This window comes from Clostridium thermosuccinogenes (assembly GCF_002896855.1).
GTDB lineage: Bacteria > Bacillota > Clostridia > Acetivibrionales > DSM-5807 > Pseudoclostridium > Pseudoclostridium thermosuccinogenes.
The window spans coordinates 3,954,735-3,971,777 of the sequence record NZ_CP021850.1 but is presented as its reverse complement, the minus strand read 5'-3'; the positions used below and the strand labels follow the sequence as shown (position 1 = coordinate 3,971,777).

At 41.1% G+C, this 17,043-nt stretch carries 11 protein-coding genes; 9 read left to right on the top strand and 2 right to left on the bottom strand.

Translation table 11 applies throughout. The annotated features are described in order from the left end of the window. Positions 1-155: 155 nt before the first annotated feature. Positions 156-2,834, bottom strand: a complete 2,679-nt coding sequence (locus CDO33_RS17360; protein ID WP_242973936.1) for a [FeFe] hydrogenase, group A — start codon at positions 2,832-2,834, stop codon at positions 156-158. Continuing rightward, the gene (locus CDO33_RS21745; protein WP_242973937.1) at positions 2,818-3,597 is read right to left on the bottom strand and encodes an FAD-dependent oxidoreductase; all 780 of its coding nucleotides are present in this window, start codon (positions 3,595-3,597) and stop codon (positions 2,818-2,820) included. The genes CDO33_RS17360 and CDO33_RS21745 overlap by 17 nt, the downstream gene beginning before the upstream one ends. Before the next feature lie 586 nt (positions 3,598-4,183). Here CDO33_RS21745 and CDO33_RS17355 point away from each other — a divergent pair. From CDO33_RS17355 to CDO33_RS17315, 9 genes are all read left to right on the top strand, one after another. Then, positions 4,184-5,041 (top strand): AraC family transcriptional regulator, encoded by an 858-nt coding sequence (locus tag CDO33_RS17355; RefSeq protein ID WP_161496563.1) that lies wholly within the window; start codon positions 4,184-4,186, stop codon positions 5,039-5,041. Positions 5,042-6,368: 1,327 nt separating this feature from the next. Then, on the top strand, positions 6,369-6,782 hold the full coding sequence (arr, locus tag CDO33_RS21540; protein ID WP_274540098.1) for an NAD(+)--rifampin ADP-ribosyltransferase: 414 nt from the start codon (positions 6,369-6,371) through the stop codon (positions 6,780-6,782). Positions 6,783-7,294: 512 nt separating this feature from the next. Further along, positions 7,295-11,248 (top strand): S-layer homology domain-containing protein, encoded by a 3,954-nt coding sequence (locus CDO33_RS17345; protein WP_161496564.1) that lies wholly within the window; start codon positions 7,295-7,297, stop codon positions 11,246-11,248. Positions 11,249-11,373: 125 nt separating this feature from the next. Continuing rightward, on the top strand, positions 11,374-11,574 hold the full coding sequence (locus CDO33_RS17340) for a hypothetical protein (protein ID WP_103082391.1): 201 nt from the start codon (positions 11,374-11,376) through the stop codon (positions 11,572-11,574). A 236-nt stretch (positions 11,575-11,810) separates the two neighbouring features. Next, positions 11,811-12,827, top strand: coding sequence for a DUF4236 domain-containing protein (locus tag CDO33_RS17335; RefSeq protein WP_103082392.1), 1,017 nt, complete (start codon positions 11,811-11,813; stop codon positions 12,825-12,827). A gap of 919 nt (positions 12,828-13,746) precedes the next feature. Continuing rightward, a complete protein-coding gene (speD, locus tag CDO33_RS17330; protein WP_192875018.1) occupies positions 13,747-14,574 on the top strand; it encodes an adenosylmethionine decarboxylase in 828 nt (275 codons plus the stop codon). 74 nt (positions 14,575-14,648) lie between these two features. Next, positions 14,649-15,494, top strand: coding sequence for a polyamine aminopropyltransferase (gene speE, locus CDO33_RS17325; protein WP_103082394.1), 846 nt, complete (start codon positions 14,649-14,651; stop codon positions 15,492-15,494). Positions 15,495-15,831: 337 nt separating this feature from the next. Then, positions 15,832-16,710, top strand: coding sequence for a hydroxyethylthiazole kinase (gene thiM, locus CDO33_RS17320; protein WP_242973938.1), 879 nt, complete (start codon positions 15,832-15,834; stop codon positions 16,708-16,710). A 3-nt stretch (positions 16,711-16,713) separates the two neighbouring features. Continuing rightward, positions 16,714-17,037 carry a thiamine-binding protein gene (locus tag CDO33_RS17315; RefSeq protein WP_103082396.1) on the top strand — a complete coding sequence of 108 codons (324 nt, stop codon included), beginning with the start codon at positions 16,714-16,716 and terminating at the stop codon, positions 17,035-17,037. Positions 17,038-17,043: the final 6 nt, after the last annotated feature.

The window sequence follows — 17,043 nt, the reverse complement described above, 5'->3', positions numbered from 1 at the left end:
TACTACATGTATTTTTACACAGGGAGGACTTGAGCCAGGAGCAGCGCGAGACTGTGCTTTGATGCTTTAAGGTGACTGCCTGGAAGAAGAAAAGCCTGCTGGAATAAGTCCAACAGGCTTTAATATTTAAAGCGGTACTTCCAAGCAATATAGAACTATCTCAGGCTTTGTGCAAGATTTTCAAGTATTGAGGTGTCAATACGCTGTCCATCCAGAGTGATATAGAGGTCCTGACCGTTATGGGTTTCCTTAAGGCGGATGGTATTAACCTCAACAAAAGTATCCATTTTGAGCTTTTTCACTTGCTCAAGGGTGGAAGCATAAAGCTCTTTGGCTCCTTTGGCTGAACATGCATCGCAGGTGCAGATAGTAATCTGCCGGGTCACAAAGGCAGAATTGGCCTTCTTGCGAACAGTGCCACAGCGGATATCACCATTGACAGCATGATAATGGGTATGTAGCAGTTTATGAGCCAAGGGTGAATTAGCTTCCCCATAAAAATCCTTGTACAGGTTCAGAATATCAGGGTTTTCCTGTGATTTGCGGTAGGTGGAGGTCTTGTCAATGTTAATCAAAACCTGCTGACGCTGTTCGAGGGTTCCTACCTTCTCCGGAACAGGATGACCGGCACCGCAAATACAGCCTCCAGGGCAGGCCATAACTTCAATCAAGTCATAACCCACATCTATACCTTGAATAATCTTTTCCGCGATGGGTTCCACATTGTGCAGGCCGCTGATGACTGCTACGCGAACGGTTGTACCATTGGCTTCAACAGTGGATTCCTTCAAGCCTTCAAAGCCTCTGACTTCTTCGAAATCCAGGTGCTCTGTCATTACCTTGCCTGTCAATTTCTCAACTGCCATACGCAGAGCTGCTTCAGCAACACCGCCTGATGCTCCGAAAAGAACTCCGGCCCCGGTGACTTGCCTGTAAGGCTCATCAAATTCCTGAGGTTCAATGGACGAGGTGTCAATGCGCTTAAGCTCAGCCATACGCATCATCTCGGTGGAGGTCAGCACTGCATCCACGTCACGGATTCCATCAGGTGCAAATTCAGGACGAGCAGCCTCATATTTCTTGGCGATACAAGGAACGATTGAAACCACATACAGATCTTCTTTATTGAGGCCTGCCAGTTTAGAGTAATGGTTCTTCACGGTGGCGCCCATCATCTGCTGCGGTGATTTACAGGTAGAGAGGTGGGGAATGAGTTCCGGATAACGCCGCTCAACGAAATTGACCCATCCTGGGCAGCAGGAGGTAAACTGGGGCATAACACCCTTATTAGCTACACGGTTTAAAAATTCGGTGGTCTCCTCCACAATGGTTAAGTCAGCAGCAAAGGAGAAGTCGAACACCTTATCAAAGCCTAGCTTTTTGAGAAGTCCTGCCATGAATCCGGAAGCCTTGTCAAAAGGAATACCGTAGTGGGAAGAAACAACGCTTCGTACGGCAGGAGCGACAAAGGCAACCACAGTCTTAGAAGGATCATTGATGGCTCTGAAGACTTTGCCTTTTTCACTTTTTGCTTCCAATGCTCCACAGGGACAAGCATTCACACATTGTCCGCAGCTGACACAATCAGTTTCCTTAAGTGGAAGACCACTTCTTGTTCCTACCAGCTGACGGCCATGCTTCATGTAGAATGCAAGAACATCGGGTCCTTCAACCTCTGCACAGGCTGCAATACAGCGGCCGCAGGAGATACACTTATTGTGGTCTCTAACGATAAAAGGATGATCGTCCACAATTGGAATATATGGCCTGTCATGAATCGGTTTTTCAAACTTAACATCATGGGCAGAAGCCTCTTTTCTCAAATCACAGTCATAGCGCTGGTTACATCCGCATCTTAAGCAGCGGCGCGCTTCATCGCGAGCAGCTTCTTCAGAAAGCCCTAATTCAACCTCCTTAAAGTTACCTTCTCTTTCTTTAATGCCAATGGAAGGCATCTTGGCACGCTCGAGCTTGGGGAAGTGCTCGAAATCCCATTTTGGAAGGTCTTCCATAGAGCCTCTGCTGCAGCTGTAGTCCACATGGCTCTCCTGAACGTATCCCTTCATGAGGAAGCTGTCTATAGCTTCGGCAGCACGGCGGCCTGCGGCAACAGCCTGGATAACTGTGGCAGGACCTGTGACACAGTCTCCACCTGCGAAAATATTTGGTTCCGATGTCTGGGAGGTCTTACCGTCAATTTCAATATCGCCCCACTTATTCAGTTTAACAGGCAGATCATTGTAGAGGAATTGGGTATTGGTGCTTTGACCGATAGCGCCAATAATGGTATCAGCCTCTATTTCAAAATTGCTGCCCTCTATGGGAACAGGACGACGACGGCCGGAGCGGTCTGGCTCGCCCAGCTGCATTTTGATGCATTGCAGCTTCTTCTTGCCATTTTCTAGAACAATACTTGTAGGAGCCATCAAGAAGAGCATTTCAACGCCTTCATGAAGAGCTTCTTCAACTTCATAGGGCTCAGCAGGCATTTCATCGCGGGTTCTGCGGTAGATGAGCTTAACCGACTTAGCGCCTTTTCTTAAAGCAGTGCGGGCGCAGTCAATGGCTGTATTACCTCCGCCTATAACAATAACAGTGTCACCCATCTGAACATCGGCCTGCTTGGTTACCTGTTCAAGGAACTGAATACCCAGCCATACGCCCGGGAGGTTTTCTCCTTCAATATGCATGGGTGTAGCACGCCATGAGCCAATTGCCAGATAGACAGCATCAAAATCCTTCTGGAGGTCTTCAAGACGGATATGAGTACCCAAGGCCTTTTTGGTCATAATCTTGACACCGAGGTTCTTTATGATGTCAAATTTCCTTGTCAAGAGTTGCCTTTGGCAGACGATATTCGGGAATACCATAACGCATCATACCACCGGCATGGGGCTGGCGTTCAAATACTGTAACATCATGGCCGTTGATGGCACTATAATAAGCGCACGTAAGACCTGAAGGACCGGCACCCACAATGGCAATGCGCTTTCCGGTGGAAGCTTTCTTTTTAGGCATCCAGGGCTCTTCCTGAGCCATATCCCAGTCAGCGATGAATCGCTTGACGTGATTGATGGCAACGGGGGAATCGACCAGATTGCGGCGGCATTGAGCTTCACATGGATGCGGGCATACACGGCCACAGGTAACAGGAAAAGGATTGCGGTCCTTTATAACCTGCAGAGCCGCACTGAAATTCCCGTTGGCAGCATGACGCAAATAAGCCTGGATGTCGATATTTGCCGGACAGGTCATTACACAGGGTGCAACGCAGTCCGCATTGTGATCCGACAAGATTTGCTCAAGGCGGACCTTACGATAGCTTTTTAGCTTGGGACTGTTGGTGGTTATGACCATACCTTCCTGGATAGGCGTCTGGCATGCCTTGACATCCCTTTTCTGGTCGCCTTCGCCTACCTCTACCACGCACAATCCACAGTTTCCGTTTGAACGCTCAAGACGGATATCATAGCAAAGATGGGGAATATGTATATCCTCTTGAAGCAAAGCCTGGAGGATGGTCAGGTTATCATATACTTCCATTTCCCGGCCGTTAACAATGACTTTAATCCGTTTGTTTTTTGTGATGGCTTTCATTGATAAACTCCTTCTTCTGATATATAGTTTACTTGATAAAAATAACCATGGAAACGTATCAATTATATCAGAAATGTCGCTTTTAATCACTACTTTAGCTCATAAAATTGTTTATTTTTTGACAAAAAAACTTATATGAGAACATCATTTTTCCTGATGTATTCTACCTTGTCTTGATGTCAATACAAATAAATAAAAGAACTGGTTTTAGTTGTATTTGTAGACAAAACATTTTGAAATCAATAGCATTTTTTGCTTTCTGTTATTGCTGCAAAAACAGGATGAATGATTGCGAAACTTCCTGTATAGCATGATTTTCCTGAGGGTTAGGATATAGATGTGCATAACCGTTTATCAGAAATAAATAAAACGCTATACAACAAACGGCAGCGTATGCGCTGTGAGATGGCCGCAGCATTGCTGCATAGCCCGAAAATTTTGTTTCTTGAACCGTGATTGGCTTGAAACATTGATGTTTACGACCCCTGGTAAGATTGTTATAATCATTTCAGACAAAACTTAGCACAAATGGTCGGGATTTCAACCGCTTTCTATGATAAACTTTCTGCAGATGGGAGGCTGGAAGATGGACTGGGTGGCGGGAATGCAAAAAGCAATTGACTATATTGAGGAGCACATCACAGATAAGCTTGACTATGAACAGATTGCTGCACAAACGTTTATATCAAGTTATCATTTTCAGCGTGCTTTTAGCATCATGTGTGGATTTACTTTGGGCGAATATATTCGAAAGCGCCGCTTAACATTAGCGGGGAATGAATTGCTTGCCGGTAAAAAAGTCGTAGATGTTGCAATAAAATATGGATATGATTCGCCTGACAGCTTTGCCAAGGCATTTGCGCGTTTCCATGGAGTTGCACCCTCATCAGTACGCAGATCAAAAGTACAACTGAAATCTTTTAGTCGACTGTCAATTAAAATTATATTGGAAGGCGGGTGTATTATGAATTACAGAATTGAGCAAAAACCGATACTATCCTTAGTAGGATATAAAGCGCGTTTTAAAGGTGATGCAGGAGAGCGATTTGAGCAAGAAAAGGATTTTTGGGTAAATACGAGAAAAGAGCAGGATATAATTGCGGCATTAAGGGATACCGACGAAAATATATGGTATGACATTAATGTGAATTTCAGCGACGACGGTTATGATCATTATATTGCGGTGACCAGCGACAAAGAGCCACCGCAAGGATTTTATAAAATCGAAATTCCCGCTGCCACTTATGTTGTTTGTGAAACGGAAAAAGCAAAATATCCTACTCTTTTGCATTGCGATTTAAGAAAGAAAATTGTTTCAGAGTGGCTTCCATCATCGGGTTATCAACTGGCCAACTCGCCTGAAATAGCAGTTACGCACTGGTATAAAAAGCCAAATGATAGTCAAAGGTTTATTGAAATTTGGTTACCAATTGAGAAAAAATAGCATTTTTAAAACCGTCACCTCTGCGGCGGTTTTTCATTTCAAAGGAAGTGATAAACTGTGGCATGGTAACCGTCAAATAGCCGGTGCCTATGCAGCTATTTTCATTTTTGATATCATGTTGTAGGAAAGATTATGAAAAAGCACGAGAAGTGTTCTGAAAAAAATGTAAATATCCAGGCTGATCTAGGCAGTTTTAGTATATTGAATTAATAATGACTTTCCAAGAACTCAGCTATCACTTTTGCGTGGCGTTTTGGGTGAGGAATCTTGAACCACAGCTCTATCCCGTTTACAGGTATGCTTTGAATAGATATCCTGGAAACATTTTTGCTTCCCACTTTAATATAGGTATTTTTGTGTCTGGGGAAAAGGACTGAAATTGAGGATTTTGGTTCTGTTGACAACTTTAGATTATTGAGCAATAAGCAGGAAATCAATATTTGAACGTGCTTTTAGTTTTTGAAATTTCTCCGAGGTCGTTCGGAGGAGTAATTGAAAGGGTTATGAATTGTTTTAGGTTTGATGTGTCTCAGTGAACTGAACATGTGGAGTGTGTTGTCTTGATCACAAAGTTGTAAGTGCTTATTTAAGCGGGTTTCAGGAATTATATCCAAGTTGTCTACCCAACCTAAAGGGCCAAAATGCGTACAGGGGAATATTTCGAGGGATATTTTTGGATAAAATTTTAGCCCCAAATCAGGTAGGGTTGAGTTTACAAGTTAGATAATGGGTTTTTTTATAGGAGTTGAGAAGGCAGGATGGATGTGTGGTATAAGTTCAGTTATTAAAAATTCAGAATATGAAGTAAAATATATATTTATGAAGAAAACTATATTAAAGGATTTCCAGGATTAAGTGGGAACTATCTTGCCGGAATATTTGTTGAATCAAACAGTCAATTAAAAGGCTTTATTAGATCACATCAAGGAAAGAAATAAAGAACTATTCAACATGTTTGTAAGAAAAATAAAAGAGAGGTAAGATTAATTAAATGAATATAAAATTTGATCCAAATAACGCTGTTATTAAACTCTGCATGATTGGGATGGGATTGGAGGACAGTGGAAACAGTGAGGATGCAATCACGATGTTTCACAAAGCATGGCACGAAGCAACTGACGACTATGAAAGATTTATTGCAGCTTATCATTTAGCTCGGCAACAAAAGAGTACTATAGACAAGCTAAAATGGATGGAGACGTCTCTACAGTGTGCCATAAAGATAAATGATGAAAATGTTAAAAGTGCATACCCAACCTTATATTTAAACATTGCCAAATGTTATGAGGAGTTGGGTGATTCTGAGAATGCAAAAAGAAATTATGAATTGTCAAATTCAGCCAAGGGTGCACCTTCTGATATAGGGCCATTTTACCATGGGACAAAGGCAGATTTAAAAGTTGGTGATTTACTGACAGCAGGTGGAACATCAAATTACAAATCTGACCTTAAAATGAACCACATTTATTTCACTGCTAATATAAATGTTGCAGGGCTTGCAGCATCATTAGCAAAAGGAGAAGGAAGAGAACGTATTTATATAGTAGAACCAACTGGTGAATTTGAAAACGACCCTAATGTTACTGATAAAAAGTTTCCTGGTAACTTAACACGTTCATATCGCTCGAAAGAACCTTTAAAAATTATTGGTGAAGTAACAGAGTGGGCGAAATTGACAACTGATGAGCAGGGAGAATGGCGTGAAAAATTAGCCAAAAACAAAGGCGAAATTATTAACTAAATAAATAGTGTAATTATTAAGAGTCGATATGTTCCCGCCTACCGATATTTGGATATATTAAGAACTGGAGTTTTATGTTATGTATGTTTAATAGACCATAAAGCACATATTCTGAACATCAACGGGGACAGCTACAGCTTCAAACAGGCACTTGCCATGTAAACAGAAACAACTTGATTTTTTATACTTTGGTGGCCTAAAACTGGGCCAGCAAGTGGCCTAATTTTTGATTGACATTAACATTAGCCTCTTAAGCTGCTCAAGAAAACGTCCGCACCCCCCAACAAACAGCGGTTATAATTTAAAAACGAGTGGTGAATATAAATCATCATTCGTTTTTTTTGGTTTATCCGGTATGGGCGCAATATAAGTCTAAATTTAATTTAAAAAAGCATGTTTCATGCAGAAAAAAGCATATTTCATACAGAAAATGATTTTTAAAGGGAAGTTTTTGATAAATTGGTGCAAGAGAAAGTTATTAATTATTATCACCAATGAAAGAAGGGGTTACTATGAAAAAACTACTGAGCATACTTCTTGTGCTGAGCATGCTTTTAACCATGCTGTCCATTCCGGCAATGGCGGAAGAAATGGAGATTATTGCATTCTCATCCCTTGACGAAACAGAAAAAAAGGTTGAGACCGGCACACCCATTGAGGATTTAAAACTGCCCGAAGTCTTGACAGTTACGGTACGTACAAATCCTGACACCGTGACAGGCAGCGTATACGGCTCTGAAGGAGGAACCCTTGTTGACATTCCTGTCACATGGACTTCCCAGCCGGAATACGACATGAATACCGTGGGCAAATATGTATTTACACCGGTGATTGAGGGCTATACGGTTAGAAGCGAACTACCAAAGATCACAGTGACGGTGGAGGTTCAAACGGCATCTATGACGACGGGTGCTCTCTTGAGTAGTCCGGTGGGAATTACGAGTACCGATGCACCCTTTACGACCTGGAAAGAAGTTGCTATAGCTGCAGTAGCAGGGACAGATTATGAAGTAATAGGAGATACGACTATTATTAAAACAGCTAAAGGACTTGCATGGTTTGCTAATGATGTAAATGATAAAAGAGAAAGGTATACAGGAAAGGTCGTTGAACTTGCCAATGATATAGATTTGGAATGCGGTTTAGTAGTAGGTTACGATTGTCCTGATGAAGAATTCTTTTCAAGTATTACAGAAACTAACAGTTGGATTCCGATAGGGGATTATTATAGTGATGCATATACGCCTTTTGAAGGAACATTTGATGGAAAAGGCCATACCATAAGCGGTGTAAAAATCAATAGGGGTGATAATAGGCGAGTTGATGATTCTGAGAGAGGTCTGTTTTCACATATAAATAATGCAACAATAAAAAATCTTGGTGTAATCGATTCACATATAGTAGTAACTTATTGGAGCATAGGCGGTGGCATCGTTGCCTGTATGTATGGCAGTAGTGTCATGCAGAATTGTTATTTTGAAGGCGATGTTATAGTTGATGGTAGTTCTGCAGGAGGCCTGGCAGGTGTAAATCAAGGCACGATTCAAAACTGCTATAATAAAGGGATAATATTTGGCGGTAGCAACATTGGTGGTTTGGTTGGGAATAATACCGGAGTTATAGAAAATTGTTATAATATAGGAACAGTATCAGGCTTAACGAAAACGGGAAGCTTAGTTGGTTCTAACTCAGGCGTAACAAAAAATTGCTATTGGTTATCTGGAAGTTCAGATAATGAAGTTGGTTATGTTAGTCCATCTGCTCAGAACGAAAACTTGGTATCTATGACTGAAGGTGATATGAAAAAGTTGGTTGGAGCAGAAAATGCCTTGATTGATAAGTTAAATGCATGGGTAAACGAGAAAAGCGATCCGGCATTATACCAGTGGAAGTCTGATTCGGATGGATATCCGGTGTTTGGAGAGACTGAATGGTGTATGGTAACTTTTGATACCAATGGACATGGAACCGCTCCAACTGCAAAATATGCTGTTAAAAATACTACAATCATATTGCCAACGGAACCAACAGCATCTGGTTATAAATTTGCCGGTTGGTTTACAAAGAATGGAACAGGTGATGACTGGGGAGATGAGTTTACGGCAGCAACACCTGTGACGGGAGATATCACAGTATATGCCAGGTGGATAGAAAAGTCCGCAGTAACGATAACAGAAGCAGCCAAAAGCCATACCTATGACGGAACAGGAAAAGCTTTTGAGGTTACCGGAACATCACTTACAGGCTTTACAGTAGAATATTATGCAGATGGTGCATATACAACTACCGCACCGATCAATGCAGGCAAGTATAAGGTAAGAATAACAAGGGCAGAGGATGAAAATTATACAGCATATAGCAAGGAAATCGTTGATGGGCTTGAAATTAGAAAGCTGCCTGTAGTTATCACATGGAGCGGGACAGAAGGATTGGTTTACACAGGAAGCCCCGCAACGATTTCAGCAGATGTATCCAATAAGGTAATGGGCGATACTGTAAATGTAACACTTTCAGGAGAAACAGGAACAGATGCGGGTACATATAACGCAGCTGTTACAGCAGTTGATAATAATAACTACACACTGGAAGGCGGAGCAAATTTAACAAAGACATGGTCAATTGCAAAAGCAACAAATGAATGGACAACACCGCTTTCCATTGAAGGCTGGGTATTTGGTGAAGCTGCAAAAACACCGGTTGCCGCTGCGAAATTCGGAACTGTACAATTCACATATTCAGACAGCGAAGATGGTACATATACTGAAAGTGTACCGACAAGTGCAGGCACATACTATGCGAAGGCAACCGTTCCGGAAACGGAAAATTACAGCGAAATAACAGCGAAGGTATCCTTTGTGATTTCGAAGCAAATATTTACAGTAACTGTACACAATGGCGGATATGGTACAGCAAGCGCCAGTCCGACATCTGCTGAGGAAGGTACGGAGATCACGCTTACTGCAATCCCCAACAGCGGTTATGTGTTTAAAGAATGGAGCAGTACAGACAGCCTGGTATTTACAGATGGCAGTAAGTATACAGCTACTGCAAAATTTATCATGCCGGCGAAGAATATAACTGTAACCGCCAATTGGACATCCTCCAGCGGCGGTGGCTCCGGCAGCGACGGACGTTCCTCGGATGATGACAGAGACGCCGACAGAAGCAATAGCCCCTCAACACCATCAACACCGTCGTCCTCCCCTTCCCAGGATGGTGTTGACATATTTATAAACGAAAAGAAAGAAACCGCCGCTACGGCAACAACCACCCAGAAAGGGGATAAGACTGTCACAACTGTTATTATGGATGATGAAAAAGTGGGACAAAGGCTTGCACAGGAAGGCAGCAATACAGTTGTGACAATTCCTTTTAGCAATGGTGCGGATGTTGCGGTTGGCCAATTAAACGGTCAGACTGTAAAGAACATGGAAAATTTGGAAGCTGTTCTTGAAATCAAAACCGATAATGTAATGTATACAATTCCTGCATCTCAAATAAACATTGATGCTGTATCCCAGCAGATAGGCGAAGATGTGGAATTGAAAGATATTACTGTAAGCATAAAGATATCTGAACCTGCTGCGGATAGTGTCAGGATAATGGAAGACACCGCCAACGCAAACAATTATCTGATTGCGGTCGAGCCCGTTGAGTTTGAAATCACCTGCTCAAGTGGAAGTAAAACCGTGGAGGTTTCCAAATTCAACGCATATGTAGAAAGGATGATTGCCATACCTGAAGGCATCGATTCATCCAAAATTACAACGGGTGTTATTGTGAATCCCGACGGGTCCTTCTCCCATGTACCTACGGTCATTACCATAATTGACGGCAAATACTATGCAAAAATCAACAGCCTGACCAACAGCACCTACCTGTTGATCTACAGCCCAAAAACCTTTAAGGATATTGAAAAGCATTGGGCAAGGGAAGCAGTCGATGATATGGCTTCAAGACTGGTGGTAAACGGCGCAGGGGAAGACAGATTTGAACCGGACAGGGACATTACCAGAGGTGAATTTGCTGCCATCGTTGTCAGGGCTCTTGGGCTTATGCGGCCCGGAACCGGCAAGGATGTATTCAGCGATGTATCAAAGGATGCCTGGTATTATGATGCGGTAACAATTGCTTATGAATACAATCTCATAGCCGGATACGGAAATGGACAGTTCGAAGCTATGGACAAGATTACCCGTGAACAGGCTATGACAATAGTTGCAAGGGCAATGAATATAACCAAGCTGGAGGTCAAACTTAGCGAAGATGAAACCAGAACAATACTGGCAGGTTTTACTGACGCAAACAGTGCCGCTGGCTATGCAAAAACCGGTATCGCCGCCTGCGTGAAAACCGGAATAATATTCGGAAGGAACAAAACAACACTTGCACCAAAGGAGAATATCACAAGAGCGGAGGCTGCGGTAATTATCAGGAGATTGCTGCAGCAGTCAGGGTTGATATAAATGAATATTGATTTCTTATATAATATAAATAGTCTATAACAACTGTAACGCGGACGTGCCGTCACCAAAAAGAAGTTAATTGGTGACGGCACGTGTTTTAGTGCGTCCGGCATGGGCGCAATCAAATGGGCGAAAGACCCGAATACGCCCTGGTAGTGGGAAGTGTACAGCTTAAGACAAGGGCTGGTCGCAAATTTCGTTTGCTGCTCGCTCATGCAACCTGGGATGCCCATCGCGAGGTGGAATCTGGAGGAAGTTGGCGGCAAATCGCTGGTCAGCGGCAGTTTTTCGAAGCAGGAAGATACTCGGAGAAAAACAATAATTAATAGTACATAAAAAGTTTTAAATAATAATATTTGTTAGGTGTTTTGATAAAATAAGTATATAGATATCAATATAAAAGCAATGTCAATGAACTTTGATACGAAAACCTATCAAAAAGGTTAAGTTTGATATACAGATCCGTCGGATACATTTGCACAATTTGCGCATAATATGGATTTCAATGTTAATAGCAGTTTATCAAATGTTATTCACATTAAGTAACTGAGGAGGAAACGAAGTGGGATTTAGGTATAGGAAAAGTATAAATTTAGGTGGCGGCTTCAGGATTAACCTAAGTAAATCAGGAATAGGCTATAGTTGGGGTATTAAAGGTTATCGAATAACTAAGACTGCTAAAGGAACTACACGGAGAACAGCATCTATTCCCGGCACCGGAATTTCTTATGTGCACGAAACCGGAAAAAACAATGGTGCAAGATCAAATAGAGGAGTCAATCATGCTTCACCCCATCAAATGTCTGCGATTGATGATAACCATTATGATACTCAAAACATAGAAAACAATGTTGCGTCTGCAATGGTGTCTGAAGGATTAGAAGATATGCTGGCAAGGGCAAGCAAAGCCCTCAAATTGAATAAACTCGCAAATATTGGCTTTTTGGTGACCTTCATTTTTGGATTTGGCTTTCCAGTTTTACTTTTGCCTGCTGCTGCATTTTTGATTCTGAAAATCTTTGTTCGCACAAAAGGAGTAATTTACTTGGAGTATAATATCGATCCAGATCAGCAATCTATTGTTGAAGAACGGATGAAACCTATGATAAAAATTGCAGAATGTGCAAAGGTTTGGAGAATAATGCAAACAAGCAAAGTAATTGATAGAAAATATGCTTCGGGAGCGAGCAATACAGTAAATAGAACAGCTTGTAAGACTAACACAAAAGCTCCGTTTCCATTCAAAGCAAATTTAAAAGTTGCATCTTTCAAAGCAGGAAAAGAAACGTTGCTTTTTTTGCCTGACAAATTGATTATAATACAAGGTAGCAAGATAGGTGCACTTAATTATACGGATATTACAAGCTCGTCACATACAACTCGTTTTGTTGAAAGCGAAGGTGTTCCGCGAGATTCACAGGTAGTTGGACAAACATGGGAATACGTTAACAAGTCCGGTGGTCCTGACAAACGATTTAGAAATAATAGGCAATTACCTATTTGCTTGTATGGTAAACTTGAGCTTACTTCAACATCCGGTTTAAACACAGTAATTATGTATTCTAATCCGTCAGTATGAGTTTTAGTGATAATAATGACCATAAAAGGAGATGGAGGAGGGATATCATCGATATGTAAATAATTTTGCTGGTATGTGATTCGAATGTCCTTAGCAGAATTAAGAAACTCAACAGAATACAAAGATCCGGCAACCCCATTCTAAGGCTTTGCCTCATAGAAACTGCTTTGGCATAATGTTGCTTTTCCAGTTTGATCACGATTTGAGCCGTATACTATTACAAAATCCTCAGATTTAAATTGTGGAAATTGTCTGTTTTTTAAAGGCATCTGTAGCATCTCCATATACATTTACATGCTGTAGCATTCCTTCATAACCATCAGTAATTCATTGATCTGTATTTAAGTCCACGGGATTATATTAATCAGCGCTATATTTCTTAAATTATTTCATTGTTCTTCCATATGTATCTGATAAGCCGGGATTATAAATTGGACTGATAAGCCAATATTGACTTGGATGTATATAATGTGAAATATATTAATCGGTTAGGATAGTTAGAATGCGGATATGTTCAATAATTATTGCATAATTTTATTAATCCTCTCATACACTTTCTAATTTCAAATATAATATGTTGAATGTATGTTGTAAGTTATAATAAAATGTTTTTAAATAAGATGGTTTTTTATAAGTTTTTAGTTCAATTGGTTGCGAAGTATCAAAATGAACTGTAGAACAAGGACAAAATGACCGGGTAATAGATAGGCATGTTGAAAAAGCTTTTATCCAAATACAAAGACCATCGTCTTAAGCAGCCAAATAATCCAACTTTAGTTTGCATAAATTTATAGTTTAGCTTATATTTAAAAATAGAGAAATTCAAAAATATGATATTATTGCATTTACGAATAAAATATGCAATAATCTTTTTGCTTTTTAAAAAGATATTCTTTTTTTAAAATGAAATAGAAAGGTAGTGGTGTTGGGGTTGAAAAAGAAGTTAACCTTGTATGGTTTTAATAACCTTACAAAATCTCTCAGCTTTAACATTTACGATGTATGCTATGCTGAAACCGAAAAGGATAAAAGTGAATATATTGAGTACATAGACGAGCAATATAATTCAGAGAGACTTACAAAGATTCTATGCAAGGTTGCTGATATAATAGGAGCCCATATATTAAATATCTCCAAACAGGATTATGATCCTCAGGGGGCTTCTGTAAACTTATTGATAGCAGAAGGACAGCTGTCTCCCGATGAAATAGATGAAACCTGCAATCAAGGCAAATTAAACGGCATGCTTATACATAACGAAACCGTGCATGCCCATTTGGACAAAAGCCATATAACTGTTCATACCTATCCGGAATGTCACCCTGATAATACTATTTCAACATTTCGGGTGGACATAGATGTATCTACCTGTGGGATGATTTCGCCCTTAAATGCATTAAATTTTCTAATAGACAGTTTTGACTCGGATATAATTACTATAGATTACCGTGTAAGGGGATTTACCCGGGACATACACGGAAAAAAATTCTATATAGACCATAATATAAAATCAATACAGGATTATATAGATGATAGCACTTTAAAAAAATATGACACTGTTGATGTGAATGTGTATCAGACCAATACATTCCATACAAAAATGCTGATTAAGGAGATAGAACTGCAAAACTATCTTTTCAATCAGGATGTATGCGAGCTGACTCCTGATAAGAGACTCGAAATCATAGACAAGCTTCAGAGAGAGATGACTGAGATCTTCAGCGGTATGAATATTTACGACTCGTAGTGGGAAATTATACCTTTTCCAAGGAGGCACTCGGAATATGAAACTTTAAAATGTTTCGGTTGTGGAGGGATAACATGGATTTATGGTTTACTGAATATCATACAGAGAATGCTCGTTTTTCCTTTAAGCTTGATAAAGTGTTAATAAGCGTGGAAAGTGAATTTCAGCGTATAGATGTGTTTGATTCCTATGACTTTGGCAGGGTTTTGGTGCTGGACGGATATCTCATGCTCACCGAAAAGGACGAGTTTATATACCATGAGATGATGACCCATGTACCTATGGCTGTAAACCCGGAAATTCGTGATGTTCTTGTTATTGGAGCAGGCGATGGCGGGGTGGTAAGAGAGCTTACAAGATATGATTCAATAAAACGAATTGATATGGTGGAGATAGATAAACTCGTTGTGGACGTTTGCAGGGAATATTTGCCCCAAACCTCATGCAAGCTTGATGATCCGCGGGTACATATATATTATGATAATGGTGTTGAATTCGTCAGAAAAAAAGATAATGAGTACGATTTAATAATAGTGGACTCAACAGATCCCTTTGGACCAGGTGAAGATCTGTTCACTAAAGAGTTTTACGGAAATTGCTTCAAAGCGTTAAAGGCATCGGGTATTATGATAAATCAGCATGAAAGTCCTTATTACCCAAATGATGCCTTGGCTATGCAAAAAGCTCATAGGCTGTTAAAATCGATTTTCCCCAAGGCTTTGATTTACCAGGCCCATATACCAACTTATCCTTCGGGTCATTGGCTTTTTGGATTTTCTTCTAAAGCTCTTGATCCAATCTCTGATTTAAGTGCAAATTGGGATACCCTTGGCTTAAAGACCAGGTACTACAACACCGATCTGCACAAGGGCTGCTTCGCTTTGCCGAATTATGTAAAAGAGCTTTTGGAAAATGCCTGATAAGAGCTTTAAGTGTTGCAAGTTTATGCTAAAATCATCAGCATTGTTTTAAAGAAAAATTTTCAGAGATTGCATATAGGTTTGATTTTTCTAGAAAACAGCATCATTGCAAAAATCTAATGAGACTTGACATGAAATGGTATAAGTGATATTGTATAAGAAAGATTGCGGGGGGACTCGAAAGAGTTGAGAAGGTAGAACCTGACCCTTTGAACCTGTCAGTTAATGCTGTCGTAGGGAAGCACAACCAGATTGGAACGATGCTTGCCTGTTTAGGCAGGCATTTTTCACATTACCGTTCTTTGAAGGAACGAAGGTATGGTGAGATTGCCATACCATGAAATTATATTCTGTTAATAATCAACGAAAGGAAGAAGAGGCAATGATTAAAGAAGAAATCCAAAAGCAGATTTTTCAGACAGTGGAAACCGTAAGGCGGACGAACCCGATGGCAGGGTCGATCACCAATACTGTAACAATCAATTTTGTAGCCAATGCCCAATTGGCCGTCGGGGGTTCCGCTGCCATGGTTTATCTACCCGACGAAGGTGAATTTTTGGCAAAAGCCGGCGGAGCTACCTATATAAACGTTGGCACACTGTTTCCTATTTATGAACAGACTTTACCTCATGTGGCAAAAGTATTGCACGAAACAGGCAAGCCGTGGGTGCTGGATCCCGTCGCCGTCGGGATTGGATCGCTTAGGACTCAGTTGTTAAAACAGTTTAAAGATTACAAACCCGGTGTAATCCGAGGAAACGCTTCGGAAATTATTGCCCTGGCTGGCTTGTGGGAGTTGAACGGTGGGGAGGCTACTTCCAGGGTGCGCGGTGTTGATTCCACAGATTCTGTAAACGCGGCAAAAACTGCCGCTGTCTCACTGGCCAAATGGACAGGCGGAGCGGTTGCTGTATCCGGGAAAACCGATTTAATCACCGATGGAAAGATCATCGCCTACTCTTATGGGGGATCGCACTTTATGCCTAAAATTACCGGCACAGGCTGTTCATTGGGTGGAGTCATCGCGGTGTATGCAACGGCTGCATCGCCGTTTATTGCAGCTCTTACTGGTACTGCGGTGTACAATCTGGCGGGAGCCAGAGCTGAAAAAAAGGTGGACGGTCCAGGAAGCTTTCAGGTTAAGTTTTTGGACGAACTTTATAAAGCAAGCGCAGAAGATATTGCTAACAATCCATTTGAAATTGAGGAGGTTTAATACATGAATACTTTAGTTGCAGTGGCAATCGCGCCTTTTGGTGTTGGGGATGAGCTTGCCTCCGAAGTTGCGGAAGTGGTGAGAGTAATCCGTGAGTCGGGACTACCGAACCGCACGACTTCAATGTTTACGGAGATTGAAGGCCCCTGGGATGAGGTGATGCAGGTGGTGAAAGAGGCCACCTTCGTGTTGGCCAAGAAGGGTATCCGCACAGAAGTTGTTTTGAAGGCTGATGTTCGCCCGGGTTTTACTAACATGATGAAGACAAAAGTCGATAAAATCAACGAAATTTTAGGAGGAGAAAATGAGCCTTCGAAAAAGGATTGATCTTTC